Below are 15,706 nucleotides of genomic sequence, written 5' to 3'. Positions count from 1 at the left end.
GCGGCCGGGGTGGAGGCGTCGTCCGTCACTGGTAGAGCGTGCCCGTGTTCAGGACCGGCTGCGCCGCACGGTCACCGCAGAGCACCACCATCAGATTGCTGACCATGGCCGCCTTGCGCTCGGAGTCGAGCTCGACGATGTCCTGCTCGGCGATCCGGGTCAGCGCCATCTCGACCATGCCCACCGCGCCTTCGACGATCTGCTGACGGGCCGCGACGACCGCCCCCGCCTGCTGCCGCTGCAGCATCGCCGAGGCGATCTCGGGGGCGTACGCGAGATGGCTGAATCGCGACTCGATGATCAGCACACCCGCCGCCTGGACCCGCGCCGTGAGCTCGACCGCGAGCTTCTCGGTGATCTCCTCGGCGTTGCCGCGCAGCGAGAGCCCGCCCTCCTCATGGGCGTCGTACGGGTACTCGATCGCGATGTGCCGGACGGCCGCCTCGGTCTGGGTGGCGACGAACTCCAGGAAGTCGTCCACCTCGAAGAGCGCCTGCGCGGTGTCCTCGACCTTCCAGACGACGATCGCGGCGAGCTCGATCGGGTTGCCGTAGGCGTCGTTGACCTTCAGGACCGCCGTCTCGTGGTTGCGGACCCGGGTGGAGATCTTGCGGCTGGAGGTCAGCGGGTTGATCCAGCGCAGGCCGTCCGCGCGGATCGTGCCGACGTACCGGCCGAAGAGCTGGATGACCCGCGCCTCACCCGGGGCGACCATTTTCACACCGGTCATGCAGAAGAGCGAGGCGATGGCGAGCAGCAGTCCCAGGATGAGGAGCGGGACGCCGATGCCGTTGTGCCCGTCGGCGCCGAGGACGCCGCCGCCGATGGCCAGGCCGATGCCGAGGAACACGCCCAGGACGGTCAGCAGCAGCCCGAAGCCGCCCGGGATGGAGTGCGCCGTCGTCTCCCTGACCTGGGGAGCGGGCATCTCCGGCGCATCCGGTGTCAGGTCGGCGGCGGGGTCGGTGGTGCCGGGACGGTCGTGCGGTGCGGTCATGGGGTCCCCCGTGTCGTGCGGCATAGCGCCACGCTAGCAATGTGATCTCACATTATCCGACTTCGCAACCTTGCGCACCCCTCGTGAGTCGGTTCCTTGGAGAGCGGGTGCTGATTGTCACGTCCGGAAAAGGCCGGATCGCTTGCCATTTGTCCGCGTCTTCGGTGTTAGCTGATTGATCTGACCGGAGCGGAACGAGCAGAGGAACAGGAGCACCACAGCGATGGGTCGAGCGGATGCGCGACGAGCTCAGGGGCGGGGAGCGCGCCGGGCCGGCGGAAGCGGCGGCATACGCGGACTCTTCACCTGGCGGAAGATCCTGGGCACGTTCTTCGGGCTCTGCCTGCTGGTGATGGGCGCCTTCGTGGCGCTCTACATGTACGTGGACGTGCCGGCGGCCAACGCCCAGGCCGAGAAGCAGAGCAACGTCTACAAGTACAGCGACGGCACGCTCCTGGCCCGCACCGGCTCCGGCGTCAACCGGGAGATCGTCGACCTCGCCGTCGTACCCAAGGGCGTCCAGCACGCCTTCGTCGCCGCCGAGAACAAGTCCTTCTACCGGGACCAGGGCGTCGACCTCAAGGGCACCGCGCGCGGACTGCTCAACACGCTCTCCGGCAAGGGCAAGCAGGGCGGCTCCACGATCACCCAGCAGTACGTGAAGAACTACTACCTCACGCAGGAGCAGACGGTCAGCCGCAAGCTCAAGGAGCTGGTGATCTCGCTCAAGGTCGACCAGCGCACGAAGAAGGACGACATCCTCGCCGGCTACCTCAACACCGTGTACTACGGACGCGGTGCGAGCGGCATCCAGGCGGCGGCGCAGGCCTACTACGGTGTCGACGCCAAGGATCTCGACATTGCCCAGGGCGCCTACCTCGCCGCCCTGCTGCAAGCCCCCAGCCAGTACGACTGGGCGGTCGCCTCGCCGACCGGCAAGAAGCTCGTGAAGGAGCGCTGGGCCTACACCCTGGACAACATGGTCGACGAGCGCTGGCTCGACCGGTCCGAGCGCGAGGAGCTGACGTTCCCCGTGCCGAAGTCCCCCAAGGCCGCCCCCGGCATGGAAGGCCAGACGGGCTACCTCGTCGAGGCCGCCAACGAGGAGATGGAGCGGCAGGGCGTCACCGAGGAGATGCGGGAGGCCGGCGGCTGGACGATCACCCTCAACATCGACAGGAAGCGGCAGAAGCAGCTGGAGAAGTCGGTCGACGACCAGCTGGAGAGCCAGCTCGACCGCGAGGGCAACAAGATCGACGCGACCGTCCAGGCCGGCGCCACCTCCGTCGACCCGAGGACGGGCAAGGTCGTCGCGCTCTACGGTGGTGTCGGTGCCACCGAGCACTGGATATCCAACGCCACCCGGCAGGACTACCAGCCGGCCTCCACCTTCAAGCCGCTGGTGCTCGCCTCCGCCCTGGAGAACGAGTCGGTGACCCAGGACGGCGACCGGATCGGCCTCGACACGGTCTACGACGGAACGAGCAAGCGCCCCGTCGTGGGCAGCGACACCCCGTTCGCGCCGCAGAACGAGGACGACATCAGCTACGACAACCCGACCGTCCAGCGGGCGATGGACAAGTCGATCAACGCCGTCTTCGCGCAGATGGTCGTCGACGTCACCCCGAGCGCCGTGAAGCAGACCGCGCTCGCCATGGGCGTCCCGGACAAGAACTTCCCCGAGCGCCCCGCGATCACCCTGGGCACCATGAACGCCTCGACCTGGGACATGGCCGGGGTGTACGCCACCCTCGACAACCACGGCAAGAAGGTCACCCCGACCATCGTCAGGTCCGCGGAGCACCGCGACCGCGTCATGGAGCCGGTCGACGGCATCGGTGGCCAGGTGATCAGCCGCAGCTCGGCCGACACCGTGACGCACGCGCTGACCGAGGTGGTCGACATCGGCTCCGGCCGTGAGGCCAACACCCCGGCCTACGACGCGGCGGGCAAGACGGGTACGTCGGAGAACAACAAGGCGGCCTGGTTCGCGGCCTACACCCCGGAGCTCTCGACGGCCGTGGCCCTGTACGGCGAGTCCACCAAGGAGGGCGGTGGTCAGGTCACGCTGACCGGTACGGCCAATTCCGGCCGGGCCAGCGGTGGCGGATTCCCCGCGAAGATCTGGGCGGACTACACCCTCGGCGCCCTCGGCGGCGGCTCGGACGCCACCTTCGACCTGGAGGGCGTGGAACGCGGTGAGACGGCGGTGACCGAGCGCCCCTCCGCCACACCGTCCGAGTCGCAGACCCCGACCCCGACACCCTCCGAGGAGACCGGGACGCCTTCCGGGACGCCGAGCGAGACCCCGAGCCAGGAGCCGACGCCGAGCCGGCCGCCGAGCGAGTCGCCCTCGGCGACGCCGAGCGAGTCGCCCAGCGCGACGGAGGATCCCGGGGACGTGGAGCAGCCGCCGGGCGAGCGGCCCGGCATCCCGGGGCAGTGAGCACGCGTGAGGGGCGGTGTCCGAGGACACCGCCCCTCACGCGTGCGCGACGTCAGCCGCCGTTCACCTTCTTGGCGATCCGGTCGCCCACGCCCTTGTCCACATTGCGCCAGTAGGCCAGCGCCCGCTCCAGGACGGGCCTGCTCACGCCGTTCAGCAGATGGCCGGAGACGTTGGAGACGAGCCGATCGCGCTGCGCGTCGTCCATGACCTCGCGGACCAGTGTGCCGGGCTGGCCCCAGTCGTCGTCGTCCTTGCGCAGCTTGTACGCCTCGTGGACCATCTCACCCGCCGTGGCCCAGCCGGCCGGGTCACCGAAGCGCGCGGTGTCCGCCGCGGGCCCGCCGTAGGAGTTCGGCGCGTACACCGCACCCGTGCGCGCGGGCTCGTACCGCATCGGGCCGTCCTTCGCGTACGAGTGGACGGGCGAGCGCGGACGGTTCGGCGGCAGCTGCAGATAGTTCGGGCCGATCCGGTACCGGTGGGTGTCCGGGTACGAGAAGAGCCGGCCGAGCAGCATCTTGTCGGGCGACGGACCGATGCCGGGCACCATGTTCGACGGCTCGAACGACGCCTGCTCGATGTGGACGAAGAAGTCCTCGGGGTTCTTGTTCAGCGTCATCCGGCCGACCTCGATCTCCGGGTAGTCGCCGTGCGGCCACACCTTCGTCAGGTCGAACGGGTTGAAGCGGTAGTCCGGCGCGTCGTCGAACGGCATGATCTGGACCTTCAGGGTCCAGCTCGGGTGGTCGCCGCGCCTGATCGACTCGAACAGGTCACGCCGGTGGACGTCGCCGTCGATCCCGGCCATGGCGTCCGCGTCGGCCTGCGTGTAGAAGTCGATGCCCTGGTCGGTCTTGAAGTGGTACTTCACCCAGAACCGCTCGCCGCCCGCGTTCACCCACATGTAGGTGTGCGAGCTGTAGCCGTTCATGTTGCGGTACGTCTTCGGGATGCCCCGGTCGCCCATCAGCCAGGTGACCTGGTGCGCCGACTCGGGCGACAGGGTCCAGAAGTCCCACTGCATGTCGTTGTCCCGCACCGCGCTGTCCGGGCGGCGCTTCTGGGAGCGGATGAAGTCCTGGAACTTCATCGGATCGCGTACGAAGAAGACCGGCGTGTTGTTGCCGACCATGTCGTAGTTGCCATGCTCTGTATAGAACTTCAGTGCGAACCCTCGGGGGTCTCGCCAGGTGTCGGGCGAGCCCTGTTCACCGGCGACCGTGGAGAAGCGGGCGAGCATCTCGGTGCGCCTGCCCGGCTGGAAGAGGTCCGCCTTGGTGAACTGGCTGACGTCGTTCGTCACCTCGAAGGTGCCGTAGGCGCCGGAACCCTTGGCGTGCACCACGCGTTCAGGGACCCGTTCACGGTTGAACTGGGCCATCTTCTCGATGAGGTAGTGGTCCTGGAGCAGGATCGGGCCGTCCGATCCGACGGTGAGCGAATGTTCGTCGCTCTCCACCGGGATCCCGGCATTGTTCGTGGTGTACGGAACCTTCTGGGCTTCCTCGGTCACGAGCGTCCTCCCGTCGGTGTGGGGGTATCGGTCAGGTCGCTTCGTCCACGACTGAAGTCAACTCCGCCGACGGGAGGTCGGCAACATCTGGAAACGGTCCAAGGAGGGATAAGTGTTACGGAGCGGGGGTGACCATCTCGAACCACACGACTTTGCCCGTGGACAGCCGGGTGGCCCCCCACCTCCGGGCCAGCCGGTTGACCAGGAACAGACCGCGTCCGCCCTCGTCCGTCTCCCGGGCCCGGCGCTGCCTGGGCAGCTGCGGGGAGTCGTCACCGACCTCGCAGCGCAGGATGTCCGTACGCAGCAGCCGCAGCGTCACCGGGCGCTCCGCGTACCGCACCGCGTTCGTCACCACCTCGCTGACGAGCAGCTCCGCCTCGTCCGCGAGATCGTCCAGCCCCCACCGGCTGAGCGCCCTGCGGGCCAGCCTGCGGGCCCGCCCCGGGGCCGCGTCCTCCGGTTCCAGGAACCAGTACGCGACGTCGCTCGGCGCGATCCCGTCGAAACGGGCGGCCAGCAGGGCGATGTCGTCGTCCCGGTCGCCGGGACCGAGCATGTCGAGCACGTCGTCGCAGAGCGCCTCCAGCGGCGGCGAGTGGTCCGGTCCGGTCAGCTGGGCGGTGGCGGCGAGCCGCTCCCGCAGCTGCTCGATCCCGGTCCAGACGTCCCGCAGCCGGGACTCGACGAGCCCGTCCGTGTAGAGCAGCAGCGTGGCCCCCGCCGGGGCGTCCAGCTCGACCGCCTCGAAGTCGACCCCGCCGACGCCGATCGGGGCGCCCGGCGGAACCCGCAGCACCTCTGCCCGGCCGCCCAGATGCAGGAGCACGGGCGGCGGGTGGCCGGCGTTGGCGATCGTGATGCGGTGCGCGACGGGGTCGTACACCGCGTACACGCAGGTCGCCATGCGGTCGCTGCCGAGCCGCTGCGCCTGCTCGTCCAGGTGGTGCAGGACCTCCTGCGGCGGCAGGTCGAGCCCGGCCAGGGTCTGCGCCGTGGTGCGCAGCTGCCCCATGATCGCCGCGGAGGTCATGGAGTGGCCCATGACGTCGCCGACGACCAGGGCGACCCTGCTGCCGGGCAGCGGGATCGCGTCGTACCAGTCGCCGCCCACCCGCGCGGTCTCCGCCGCCGGGAGGTAGCGGGAGGCCAGGCGTACGCCGGTGGGCTGCGGCAGCGAGTCGGGCAGCATCGTGCGCTGCAGCTCGTCGGCGATGTACGCCTCGCGGCCGTACAGCATCGCCTTGTCGATGCCGAGCGCGGTGTGCGTCGCCAACTGGGCCGCGACCAGCAGGTCGTTCGCCTCGAAGGGCGGGCGCTCCGTACCGCGCAGGAAGACGGCGGCACCGATCACCCGGCGCCGCCCGCGCAGCGGTGCCAGGATCGCGCGGTGCCCGGTGGGCACCGTCCGCCCGGCCCCCAGCAGCTCGGGCAGGGCGGCACGGGCCGCGGCGGAGTCCCCGAAGACGGGCCGTACCCCCCGCAGCACCTCGGCGAGCGCACCGCCCGCCAGGACCTCGCACAGGTCGGCGGCCGGCAGCAGCCCGGCCTGCGGGTCGGTGACGGGCAGCCGCAGCAGCCGCTCGCCCTCCGGCCCGATCTCGCTCTCCTCGTCGGTCAGGCGCAGCCTGTCGGTGCGGCGCAGCCGCAGTACGAAGGGGCTGACCGGTCGCTCGTCGCCCACCGGGAGCGGGTCGCGGAGGTAGACCAGTATGGCGTCGGAGAACGTGGGCACACTGGCCCTGCACAGACCCAGCACGATCTCGTCCAGGTCTATGCCCCGGGCGATCCGGCGGGTGGCGGCGCCGACGAAGCGCAGCCGGTCACCCTCGCGACGGGCGACGGCCTGTGTGTCGGCGGCATCCGCCGCGGCGGCCGGGCCCGGATCCGGCGCCGCCGAGGGGCCGGGGAGCGAGGCGGTGGCAGCGACGCCCGGTACGGCCTCCTGCTGCCGGGGCCGGGCGCGTTCCTGCGGCCGTGCAGCGAGGGGCTGCCGGCCTTCGTGGGAGGTGGGATGCTCCGTCACGCGTGGGATTCCGTCCGTCCGGGCCGGTTGTATGAGGCAATCACCTCGTGGGGCGCCACTGTGCCCCGGCAAGAGCGGTGAGAACAACGGCTGTCACCGGATGCCCCGAGAAGCGGGGCCGAAACCGAACTGCCGCTCGGCAGGCCGGTATCGGTCACTCCGGCTACGGGGCAGCGGACAGCGAGCACGTCTCCACCCCCTCGTAGTGGTTCATGCGACCGCGCGACCACCCGGCTCCGTGGTCCGGGTGATTCATGCGGTTCGTGCGGTGACTTGTGGTCAGTTCCGGTGCTGCGTCGACCGGTTGTGACGAAACATACCGGCCGTGCAGTCCGTGGAGGGCGATCCTACGGTTGCCCCCCTGGGGTGCATCAAGGGTCTCACGGCGAGTTGGGGGCCGGAGTGCGGTCCCAGTCATCCGGCAGCGGCGGGACCGGCCACCGCGGATCGGGCCGCCACTGCTCCCAGCCGTCCCTGAACGGTGTGCCCCAGCCTCGGATGACCTCGGCCGCCGCCCGGCCCGCCTCACGTACCTGCCGCGCGGTGGCCCCGTCGATCAGCCCGACCCGCTGGGCCTGGGCGAACTCGTCCTCGTCGAGCCACCTCCAGCTGCGGTCGGGATGCACGGAGATGTCGAGGAAGTGGTCCTGGGAATCGACCCCTCCGGCCCATCGTGACCGGGGCTCCTCGAAATTCACGTACCAGTTGCGGAAGAGCCAGCCGCGGTCCCAGAACAGCCACACCGACCAGGGATCGCCCGGCCGGGCGACCTTCAGCACACCTGTTCCGGACCACCGGGAACGCACGGTCGTGCGGGGGCGCGTGTAGCGGGTGGCGAGTGGCTCGGCGTGCACCTGGGTGCCGTCGGCGAGAACCGGTTTCACGCATTCGGTGCCGGGTGCCAGCCAGACGGCGAGCAGCTCCTCGGTGTCCTGGACGACGGTGACCGGCCGGCAGATGTGCACGGGGCGGTCACCGCCGTTGTCGCGGTAGCGCCAGAGGATCCGGTCCCCCGGCGCCCAGCGTGTGCCGTCGCCCGCACTCGCCCCGGTGTCTGCTCCCGTACCCGCTTCCGTGGCTGTCATGAAGAGATCCTAGGTACGAAGCCGCCGCGCCGCTGCGAAATGCCTCAGGGCCGGGTCATACGCAGCACGTCCAGGGCCTCGTCGAGCTGCTCGGCGGTCAGGTCGCCGCGCTCGACGTAGCCCCCGGCCAGCACGGTCTCCCGGATCGTGGTGCCCTCGGCCAGCGACTTCTTGACGACCTTCGCCGCCTCCTCGTAACCGATGTACCTGTTCAGCGGGGTCACCACCGAGGGCGAGGACTCCGCGTACCGCCGGGCCCGCTCCACGTCGGCCGTGATGCCGTCGACCGTGCGGTCGGCGAGCAGCCGGGAGGCGTTGGCGAGCAGCCGCACCGACTCCAGCAGGTTCTTCGCCATCACCGGGAGCATCACGTTGAGCTCGAAGTTGCCGGCCGCGCCGGCGGCGGCGACCGTGGCGTCGTTCCCCGTCACCTGCGCAGCGACCATCAGTACGGCCTCCGGGACGACCGGATTGACCTTGCCCGGCATGATCGACGAACCGGGCTGCAGGTCGGGCAGGCTGATCTCGGCCAGCCCGGTGCGCGGGCCGGAGGCCATCCAGCGCAGGTCGTTGGAGATCTTGGTGAGCGAGACGGCGACGGTACGGAGCTGCCCCGAGGTCTCGACGAGTCCGTCCCGTGCGCCCTGGGCCTCGAAGTGGTCCCGGGCCTCGGTGAGCGGCAGCCCGGTGGTACGGGCCAGCTCGGCGATCACCGCGGCGGAGAAGCCGGGCGGGGTGTTGATCCCGGTGCCCACCGCCGTACCGCCCAGCGGGAGTTCGGCGAGACGGGGGAGCGAGGCGCGCAGCCGCTCGACGCCGTAGCGGATCTGCGCCGCGTAGCCGCCGAACTCCTGGCCCAGGGTGACGGGGGTGGCATCCATCAGATGCGTGCGGCCCGACTTCACGACCTCCGCGAATTCGGCCGATTTCCGCTCCAGGGCGGAGGCCAGGTGGTCGAGCGCCGGGATCAGGTCGGCGGTGACCGCGGCGGTCGCGGCGATGTGGATGGAGGACGGGAACACGTCGTTGGACGACTGCGAGGCGTTGACGTGGTCGTTGGGGTGGACCTCGCGCCCGAGCCGCTCGGTGGCGAGCGTGGCCACGACCTCGTTGGTGTTCATGTTGGACGAGGTGCCGGAACCCGTCTGGAACACGTCGACGGGGAAGTGCTCGTCCCAGCGGCCGTCGGCCACCTCGGCGGCGGCCGACCGGATCGCGTCGGCGATGTCGGGATCCAGCACCTTCAGCTCGGCGTTGACCTTGGCGGCGGCTGCCTTGATCCGGGCCAGGGCCTCGATGTGCGCCCTTTCCAGGCGCCGGCCGGAGACGGGGAAGTTCTCCACGGCCCGTTGCGTCTGGGCCCGCCATTTGGCGTGCGCGGGCACTTTCACCTCGCCCATCGAGTCGTGCTCGATGCGGTACTGCGCGTCCTCGGCCGATTCGTTCATGAGTTCCAACCTCCTGGTGGGGATGAGCGCGTGGCGCTTTCCCCGTATTCCCCCGGCGTCACCGTCCGCCAGTACACACCCGGCGCGCTCCCGGGAGGGGGACCGCCCGGTGCGGCGCGCACGGCTCCGCGGCGGGCGGGCCTTTCCCGGCTCGGGGCGGGGACTTTCCGGGAGCGCGGGAGAATGCGGCAGGGGCGCCCCGGCCGCGGCCGGAACGCCCCCTGGAGCCGCGGGCGGATCAGCCGAGGCCGGGACCGCGGACCGGAATGCTGGTGAAGGTCGGTGCCGGGGCGGGCTCCGTGAAGAAGTCGTTGCCCTTGTCGTCGACGACGACGAACGCGGGGAAGTCCTCGACCTCGATCCGCCACACCGCCTCCATGCCGAGCTCCTCGTACTCGACGACCTCGACCTTCTTGATGCAGTCCTGCGCCAGACGCGCCGCCGGGCCGCCGATCGAGCCGAGGTAGAAGCCGCCGTGGGCGTCGCACGCGTCCGTGACCTGCCTGGACCGGTTGCCCTTGGCGAGCATCACCTTGGAGCCGCCCGCCGCCTGGAACTGCTCGACGTAGCTGTCCATGCGCCCGGCCGTCGTGGGTCCGAAGGAACCGGACGCGTAGCCCTCGGGGGTCTTCGCCGGGCCCGCGTAGTAGACCGGGTGGTCCTTGAGGTACTGCGGCATCTCCTCGCCCGCGTCGAGCCGCTCCTTGATCTTGGCGTGCGCGATGTCGCGCGCCACGACCAGCGGACCGGTCAGCGAGAGCCGCGTCTTGACCGGGTACTTGGTGAGCTCGGCGAGGATCTCGTCCATCGGCCGGTTCAGGTCGATGCGGACGACGTCACCGCCACTGTCGAGGTGCTCGTCGGTGGTGTCCGGCAGGAAGCGCGCCGGGTCCCTCTCCAGCTGCTCCAGGAAGACGCCCTCGGCGGTGATCTTCGCGGTGGCCTGGCGGTCGGCCGAGCAGGAGACGGCGATGGCGACGGGCAGCGAGGCGCCGTGGCGGGGGAGGCGGACGACGCGCACGTCGTGGCAGAAGTACTTGCCGCCGAACTGCGCGCCGATGCCGATCTTCTGCGTCAGCTCGAAGACCTTCTGCTCCAGGTCCTTGTCCCGGAAGCCGTGACCGGTCGGCGCGCCCTCGGCCGGAAGCTCGTCCAGGTAGTGCGCGGAGGCGTACTTCGCGGTCTTCAGCGCGAATTCGGCCGACGTACCGCCGACGACGATCGCCAGGTGGTAGGGCGGGCAGGCGGCCGTCCCCAGGGAGCGGATCTTCTCCTCCAGGAACTTCATCATGGAGGCCTCGTTCAGGACCGCCTTGGTCTCCTGGTAGAGGAACGACTTGTTCGCCGAGCCACCGCCCTTGGCCATGAAGAGGAACTTGTACGCGCCGCCGTCGGTGGCGTACAGCTCGATCTGGGCCGGGAGGTTCGAGCCGGTGTTCTTCTCCTCCCACATGGTCAGCGGGGCCATCTGCGAATAGCGCAGGTTCAGCTCCGTGTACGCGTCGAAGATGCCGTGCGACAGGGCCTCCTCGTCACCGCCCTCGGTGAGTACGTTCTGCCCGCGCTTGCCCATGACGATCGCCGTACCGGTGTCCTGGCACATGGGCAGGACACCCGCGGCGGCGATGTTCGCGTTCTTCAGGAGGTCGAGCGCGACGAACTTGTCGTTGGACGAGGCCTCGGGGTCGTCCACGATGCGCCGCAGCTGCGCCAGATGTGCGGGCCGCAGGTAGTGCGAGATGTCGTGCATGGCCTCGGCGGCGAGCGTGCGCAGAGCCTCCGGAGCCACCTTGAGGAACGTACGGCCGTCGGCCTCGAAGGTCGAGACGCCCTCGGCGGTCACCAGCCGGTACGGCGTGGTGTCCTCTCCCAGCGGGAGCAGATCGGAGTACGCAAACTCTGGCATTACGGCCATTCCTCACTCGGTGACGGCGGCTGGCCTCCCTCGGGCAGCGCATCCACCAGGGTAGAACGCCGCCGACACGCCGAACCTGTGAGGTAGGGCTCACCCGGGACGGTCCGAGCGGGATTCCGGCCCGGGCATGCCGGGGTACTGGTCGCGATCTATCGCGTTTGGGTAGGCTGGTGCGGTGGACCTCGAGAAGCAGCCCCAGCAGCCCGACGCTCCTGCCGGTCCCGCGCCCGCCGCGATCCGCGCTTCCGACGCGGACCGTGACCGGATCGCGGACATCCTGCGGGAGGCCATGGCCGAGGGGCGGCTGACCGCCGAGGAGCACGCCGAGCGGGTCGACCTGGTCTACCGCGCCAAGACCGTGGGCGACCTGGAGCCGCTGGTGCGGGACCTGCCCGCGCACGGCCCCGCGGGCCGGCAGGCCCAGGCGCCCTACGGGTACGGCCCCGAGGAGCCGGCGGGGCCCGCCGAGAACCTCGTGGCGGTCTTCAGCAGCTCCACCCGCAGGGGGCGCTGGCGCGTCGGCGGCCGTACGAACGCCTTCTCGCTCTTCGGCAGCGTCGAGATCGACCTGACCGAGGCTCTTTTCGGCCAGCGTCTGACCGTCATCAACGCCACGTCCATCTTCGGCAGTGTCGAAATCCGGGTGCCCGAGAACATTTCGCTGCGCGGCAGCGGTACGGGGATTTTCGGCAATTTCGAAGTCGACACACTGGAATCCGCCGACCCGGAGGCCCCTGTGGTCGTGGTGAACGGCTATTCCGTCTTCGGGAACGTCGAGGCAAAGCCCAAGCGTGGCAAGCTCATCGCGAACCTCCACGACCAGTTGCGCAAACACCTCGGCCATTGAGAACGGCCGGCCGGTTCCCTGCGTATTCCGGCCAAAAGGCGAACGCGCGCCCTTGCGGGGGCGGCACGGTGAGGCCACTCAGTGCATAGGCACGCGTACAGCGGGTAGGGACTGCGCATCGTCTCTCGCTTGCGAAGCCGAAGCCGAAGCCGTCGTCAGGAGTAGACCGTGCTGCAACTGCCGCATCAGCCCCTGCAGGTCGCCGCCGTGCCGTCCCAGCGCTCGCCCGCGCGGGAGGACCAGGCGGGACCCTGGCATTCGGAGGCGGTGTGCCGCCGGGACGAAGCCGGGCTGTTCTTCGCCCCGTCGAAGGAGCCGACTGCTGCCCGACTGTCCCGCGAGGTGGCCGCGAAGCAGGTCTGTGCGGGGTGCCCGGTCATGGTGGAGTGCCGTGAACACGCACTCGTGCAGCCCGAGCCGTACGGGGTGTGGGGCGGGCTCACCGCCGCCGAGCGCCGCGTGGTGCTCGCCCGGCGGCGCAGGCGCGACATCGAGCTCAAGGCGACCCCGGCGGAGCACATAGCCGCAGCGGGCTGAAGCCGGCACCCGCGCGTGAGGGGCAGCCCGCCGGGGCAGCCCCTCACGACCGCCGGTCCTACTTGGCCCGGTCGAAGTCGATGGCGCTGTAGGCACGCAGCTTCGAGAGCCGGTGCGTGGAGTCGATCTTCCGGATCGTCCCCGACTTCGAGCGCATCACCAGGGACTCCGTGGTCGCCGTCTCCGCGCGGTACCGCACACCGCGCAGCAGCTCACCGTCGGTGATCCCGGTGGCGACGAAGAACACGTTGTCCCCGCTGACGAGGTCGTCCGTCGAGAGCACCCGGTCGAGGTCGTGCCCGGCGTCCAGCGCGCGCTGCCGCTCGGCCTCGTCCTTGGGCCAGAGCTTGCCCTGGATGACACCGCCGAGGCACTTTATGGCACAGGCCGAGATGATGCCCTCCGGGGTGCCGCCGATGCCCATGAGGAGGTCGACGCCGGTCCCTTCGCGGGCGGCCATGATCGAGCCGGCCACGTCGCCGTCGGAGATGAACTTGATCCGGGCGCCCGTCTCCCGGATCTCCCGGACGATGCCGTCGTGCCGGGGGCGGTCGAGGATGACGACGGTGACGTCCTCGGGGGTGGAGCTCTTGGCCTTCGCGACGCGCCGGATGTTCACGGACACCGGCGCGTTGATGTCCACGAAGTCCGCGGCCTCGGGACCGGTGACCAGCTTGTCCATGTAGAACACGGCCGACGGGTCGAACATCGCGCCCCGGTCCGCGGCGGCCAGCACGGCGATCGCGTTGGGCATGCCCTTGGCGTTGAGCGTGGTGCCGTCGATCGGGTCGACGGCGATGTCGACCTCGGCGCCGGTGCCGTCACCGACCCGCTCGCCGTTGAACAGCATGGGGGCCTCGTCCTTCTCGCCCTCACCGATGACGACGATGCCGTTCATCGACACGGTGGAGACGAGGGTCCGCATGGCCTTCACAGCGGCGCCGTCGGCGCCGATCTTGTCGCCGCGGCCGACCCAGCGCCCGGCGGCCATGGCGGCGGCCTCGGTGACCCGGACCAGTTCCAGGGCCAGGTTGCGGTCGGGGGCCTCCGGGGAGACCTCGAGCTGGGACGGCAGATGATGCTCGGACATCGGAGCGCACCTTTCTGTACGACGACGACCGGAAAAGAGGGTGCTGTGACTCTATCGGTAGGTCGATAAAATGAGCAGGGCGGGTCACGGATGAGCGGGTGCCCCCCGGTGGGGCGTCCGAGGGCTCATGCCACCATTGAGTCCGTGGCTAGCAAGCGAGGCAAGCAGACCGTCCGGGACATGTTCCTGTCGATGATCGTGATCACCGCACTGGCGGGCGTCGTCTACATCTTCATTCCGCACGACGACACGGCCGACCCGATCAAGGCCGTCGACTACCGGGTCGAGCTCGCGACGGCGCGACGGGCCGCGCCGTACCCGGTGGCCGCTCCGGCCGGGCTGTCGGAGAAGTGGAAGCCGACCTCGGTCTCGTACGAGGGCCGGAACGGCGCCGGCTGGCACCTGGGCTTCCTCGACCCGGACGGCAAGTACGTCGCGGTGGAGCAGTCCACGACCCCGGCCCGGAAGTACGTGCCCGAGGTCAGCCAGCAGGCCAGGGACACCGGGCGTACGCACGACGTGGCCGGCGAGGCGTGGCAGCGCTGGGAGGGCCCGAAGTACGACGCCCTCGTGCTGCACGCCGAGGGAGTGACCACGGTGGTCACCGGCTCGGCCTCGACGGAGCGGCTCGCGGAGATGGCCGCGGCGCTGCAGACCGCCTCCTGACCTTCCGTACGCAGCAAGGAGCCCCGCGGCGCTCGGCGCCGCGGGGCTCCTGCGTGTGCTGGTGGTCCCGGATCAGACGGTGGTGACGACCTCGTCGTAGGACAGGCGCGGCAGGCGGGGGAACCAGGCGTCCTCGCCCGGCTTGCCGATGTTGACGACCATGAGCAGCTTGTGGTCGCTGTCCAGGAACTCCTTCTCGATGCCCGCGGCGTCGAAGCCGGTCATCGGGCCGGCGGCCAGGCCGGCGGCGCGCACGCCGATGATGAAGTAGGCGGCCTGCAGTGCGGCGTTCAGGGCGGCGGACCGCTCGCGGACCGGGCGCTCGGAGAAGAACGCGTCCTTGGCCTGCGGGAAGTGCGGCAGGAGTGCCGGGAGCTCCTCGTGGAACTCGTTGTCCGCGACGAGGAGCGCGACCAGTGGGGCCGTGGACGTCTTGGGCTGGTTGCCCTCGGCCATGTGCTGCACGAGACGCTCGCGGCCCTCGGCCGAGCGGACCAGGACGACGCGCAGCGGCGACTGGTTGAAGGCGGTGGGGCCGTACTTGACCAGGTCGTAGATCGCCTGGACCTGCTCGTCGGTCACCGGCTCGTCGGTGAACGTGTTGGCGGTGCGGGCCTCACGGAAGAGGAGGTCCTGGGCTGCGGGGTCAAGAACGAGGGACATCTGTGGAGCTGCCTTCCGGACGGGTGGGGTGTCGAGCGACACGATCACCGTAGCCGGAGCATTGATTAACATTCAACTAAATCGGCCCTGTGGTGATCCACCGCACAGCACGCCGGCGGGTCCGCCCTCCGTGCCCCGTCCCCGCCGCCGTCCGTGTCCGGTCCGTACTCAGTCCGTGCCGGCTCCCTCCGCGGGCTCCTCGGGACGTGCCAGCGCCGCGTCCAGACGGGCACGCGCGCCCTCCAGCCAGCGTCGGCAGACCTTCGCCAGCTCCTCCCCGCGCTCCCACAGGGCCAGCGACTCCTCCAGCGTCGTGCCGCCCGCCTCCAGGCGGCGCACGACCTCGATCAGCTCGTCCCGCGCCTGCTCGTACCCGAGCGTGCCGGTCGCGGCAGCCGTCGTCGTCCCGTCGTCCGTCATATGAGCCACCCTAAGCGGGAGGTCCGACAACGAAGAGAGGCCGCGCGCCC

13 protein-coding genes are annotated in these 15,706 nt (G+C 70.2%); 4 read left to right on the top strand and 9 right to left on the bottom strand.

Features of this window, described 5'->3' with window-relative positions:
* Nucleotides 1-25 precede the first annotated feature (25 nt).
* The gene (locus tag AB0F38_RS18100; RefSeq protein WP_361894361.1) at nucleotides 26-997 is read right to left on the bottom strand and encodes an SPFH domain-containing protein; all 972 of its coding nucleotides are present in this window, start codon (nucleotides 995-997) and stop codon (nucleotides 26-28) included.
* Nucleotides 998-1,220: 223 nt separating this feature from the next.
* Here AB0F38_RS18100 and AB0F38_RS18095 point away from each other — a divergent pair, with 223 nt between their 5' ends.
* Nucleotides 1,221-3,443 (top strand): transglycosylase domain-containing protein, encoded by a 2,223-nt coding sequence (locus AB0F38_RS18095; RefSeq protein ID WP_361893738.1) that lies wholly within the window; start codon nucleotides 1,221-1,223, stop codon nucleotides 3,441-3,443.
* A 52-nt stretch (nucleotides 3,444-3,495) separates the two neighbouring features.
* Here the strand turns inward: AB0F38_RS18095 and AB0F38_RS18090 are convergent, their stop codons facing one another.
* The 5 genes from AB0F38_RS18090 to AB0F38_RS18070 all read right to left on the bottom strand — a co-directional run bounded on the left by AB0F38_RS18090 (nucleotide 3,496) and on the right by AB0F38_RS18070 (nucleotide 11,424).
* Nucleotides 3,496-4,959 (bottom strand): catalase, encoded by a 1,464-nt coding sequence (locus AB0F38_RS18090; protein WP_361893735.1) that lies wholly within the window; start codon nucleotides 4,957-4,959, stop codon nucleotides 3,496-3,498.
* Nucleotides 4,960-5,074: 115 nt separating this feature from the next.
* On the bottom strand, nucleotides 5,075-6,985 hold the full coding sequence (locus AB0F38_RS18085) for an ATP-binding SpoIIE family protein phosphatase (RefSeq protein ID WP_361893733.1): 1,911 nt from the start codon (nucleotides 6,983-6,985) through the stop codon (nucleotides 5,075-5,077).
* 380 nt (nucleotides 6,986-7,365) lie between these two features.
* Entirely contained in the window at nucleotides 7,366-8,070 is a 705-nt protein-coding gene (locus tag AB0F38_RS18080; protein ID WP_361893730.1) for a DUF402 domain-containing protein, read from the bottom strand.
* A 44-nt stretch (nucleotides 8,071-8,114) separates the two neighbouring features.
* Nucleotides 8,115-9,518 (bottom strand): class II fumarate hydratase, encoded by a 1,404-nt coding sequence (locus AB0F38_RS18075; protein WP_361893727.1) that lies wholly within the window; start codon nucleotides 9,516-9,518, stop codon nucleotides 8,115-8,117.
* A gap of 238 nt (nucleotides 9,519-9,756) precedes the next feature.
* Entirely contained in the window at nucleotides 9,757-11,424 is a 1,668-nt protein-coding gene (locus AB0F38_RS18070) for a fumarate hydratase (RefSeq protein WP_361893724.1), read from the bottom strand.
* Nucleotides 11,425-11,608: 184 nt separating this feature from the next.
* On the opposite strand from AB0F38_RS18070, the gene AB0F38_RS18065 reads away from it, so the two are divergent.
* Nucleotides 11,609-12,280: a DUF1707 domain-containing protein gene (locus AB0F38_RS18065; RefSeq protein ID WP_361893721.1), complete on the top strand. Its 672-nt coding sequence runs from the start codon at nucleotides 11,609-11,611 to the stop codon at nucleotides 12,278-12,280.
* A 168-nt stretch (nucleotides 12,281-12,448) separates the two neighbouring features.
* Complete coding sequence (locus tag AB0F38_RS18060; protein ID WP_361893719.1) at nucleotides 12,449-12,817, top strand: WhiB family transcriptional regulator; 369 nt, start codon at nucleotides 12,449-12,451, stop codon at nucleotides 12,815-12,817.
* 58 nt (nucleotides 12,818-12,875) lie between these two features.
* On the opposite strand, the gene glpX is transcribed toward AB0F38_RS18060, so the two are convergent.
* Nucleotides 12,876-13,907: a class II fructose-bisphosphatase gene (gene glpX / locus AB0F38_RS18055; RefSeq protein ID WP_361893717.1), complete on the bottom strand. Its 1,032-nt coding sequence runs from the start codon at nucleotides 13,905-13,907 to the stop codon at nucleotides 12,876-12,878.
* A 144-nt stretch (nucleotides 13,908-14,051) separates the two neighbouring features.
* On the opposite strand from glpX, the gene AB0F38_RS18050 reads away from it, so the two are divergent.
* Complete coding sequence (locus tag AB0F38_RS18050) at nucleotides 14,052-14,573, top strand: DUF4245 domain-containing protein (RefSeq protein WP_361893715.1); 522 nt, start codon at nucleotides 14,052-14,054, stop codon at nucleotides 14,571-14,573.
* A 72-nt stretch (nucleotides 14,574-14,645) separates the two neighbouring features.
* Here the strand turns inward: AB0F38_RS18050 and AB0F38_RS18045 are convergent, their stop codons facing one another.
* Nucleotides 14,646-15,236 (bottom strand): malonic semialdehyde reductase, encoded by a 591-nt coding sequence (locus AB0F38_RS18045; RefSeq protein WP_361893712.1) that lies wholly within the window; start codon nucleotides 15,234-15,236, stop codon nucleotides 14,646-14,648.
* Nucleotides 15,237-15,404: 168 nt separating this feature from the next.
* On the bottom strand, nucleotides 15,405-15,656 hold the full coding sequence (locus AB0F38_RS18040) for an exodeoxyribonuclease VII small subunit (RefSeq protein WP_361893709.1): 252 nt from the start codon (nucleotides 15,654-15,656) through the stop codon (nucleotides 15,405-15,407).
* Nucleotides 15,657-15,706: the final 50 nt, after the last annotated feature.

This window comes from Streptomyces sp. NPDC025273 (assembly GCF_040638585.1).
GTDB lineage: Bacteria > Actinomycetota > Actinomycetes > Streptomycetales > Streptomycetaceae > Streptomyces > Streptomyces cinereorectus.
This window is presented reverse-complemented; position numbering and strand designations above follow the sequence as displayed.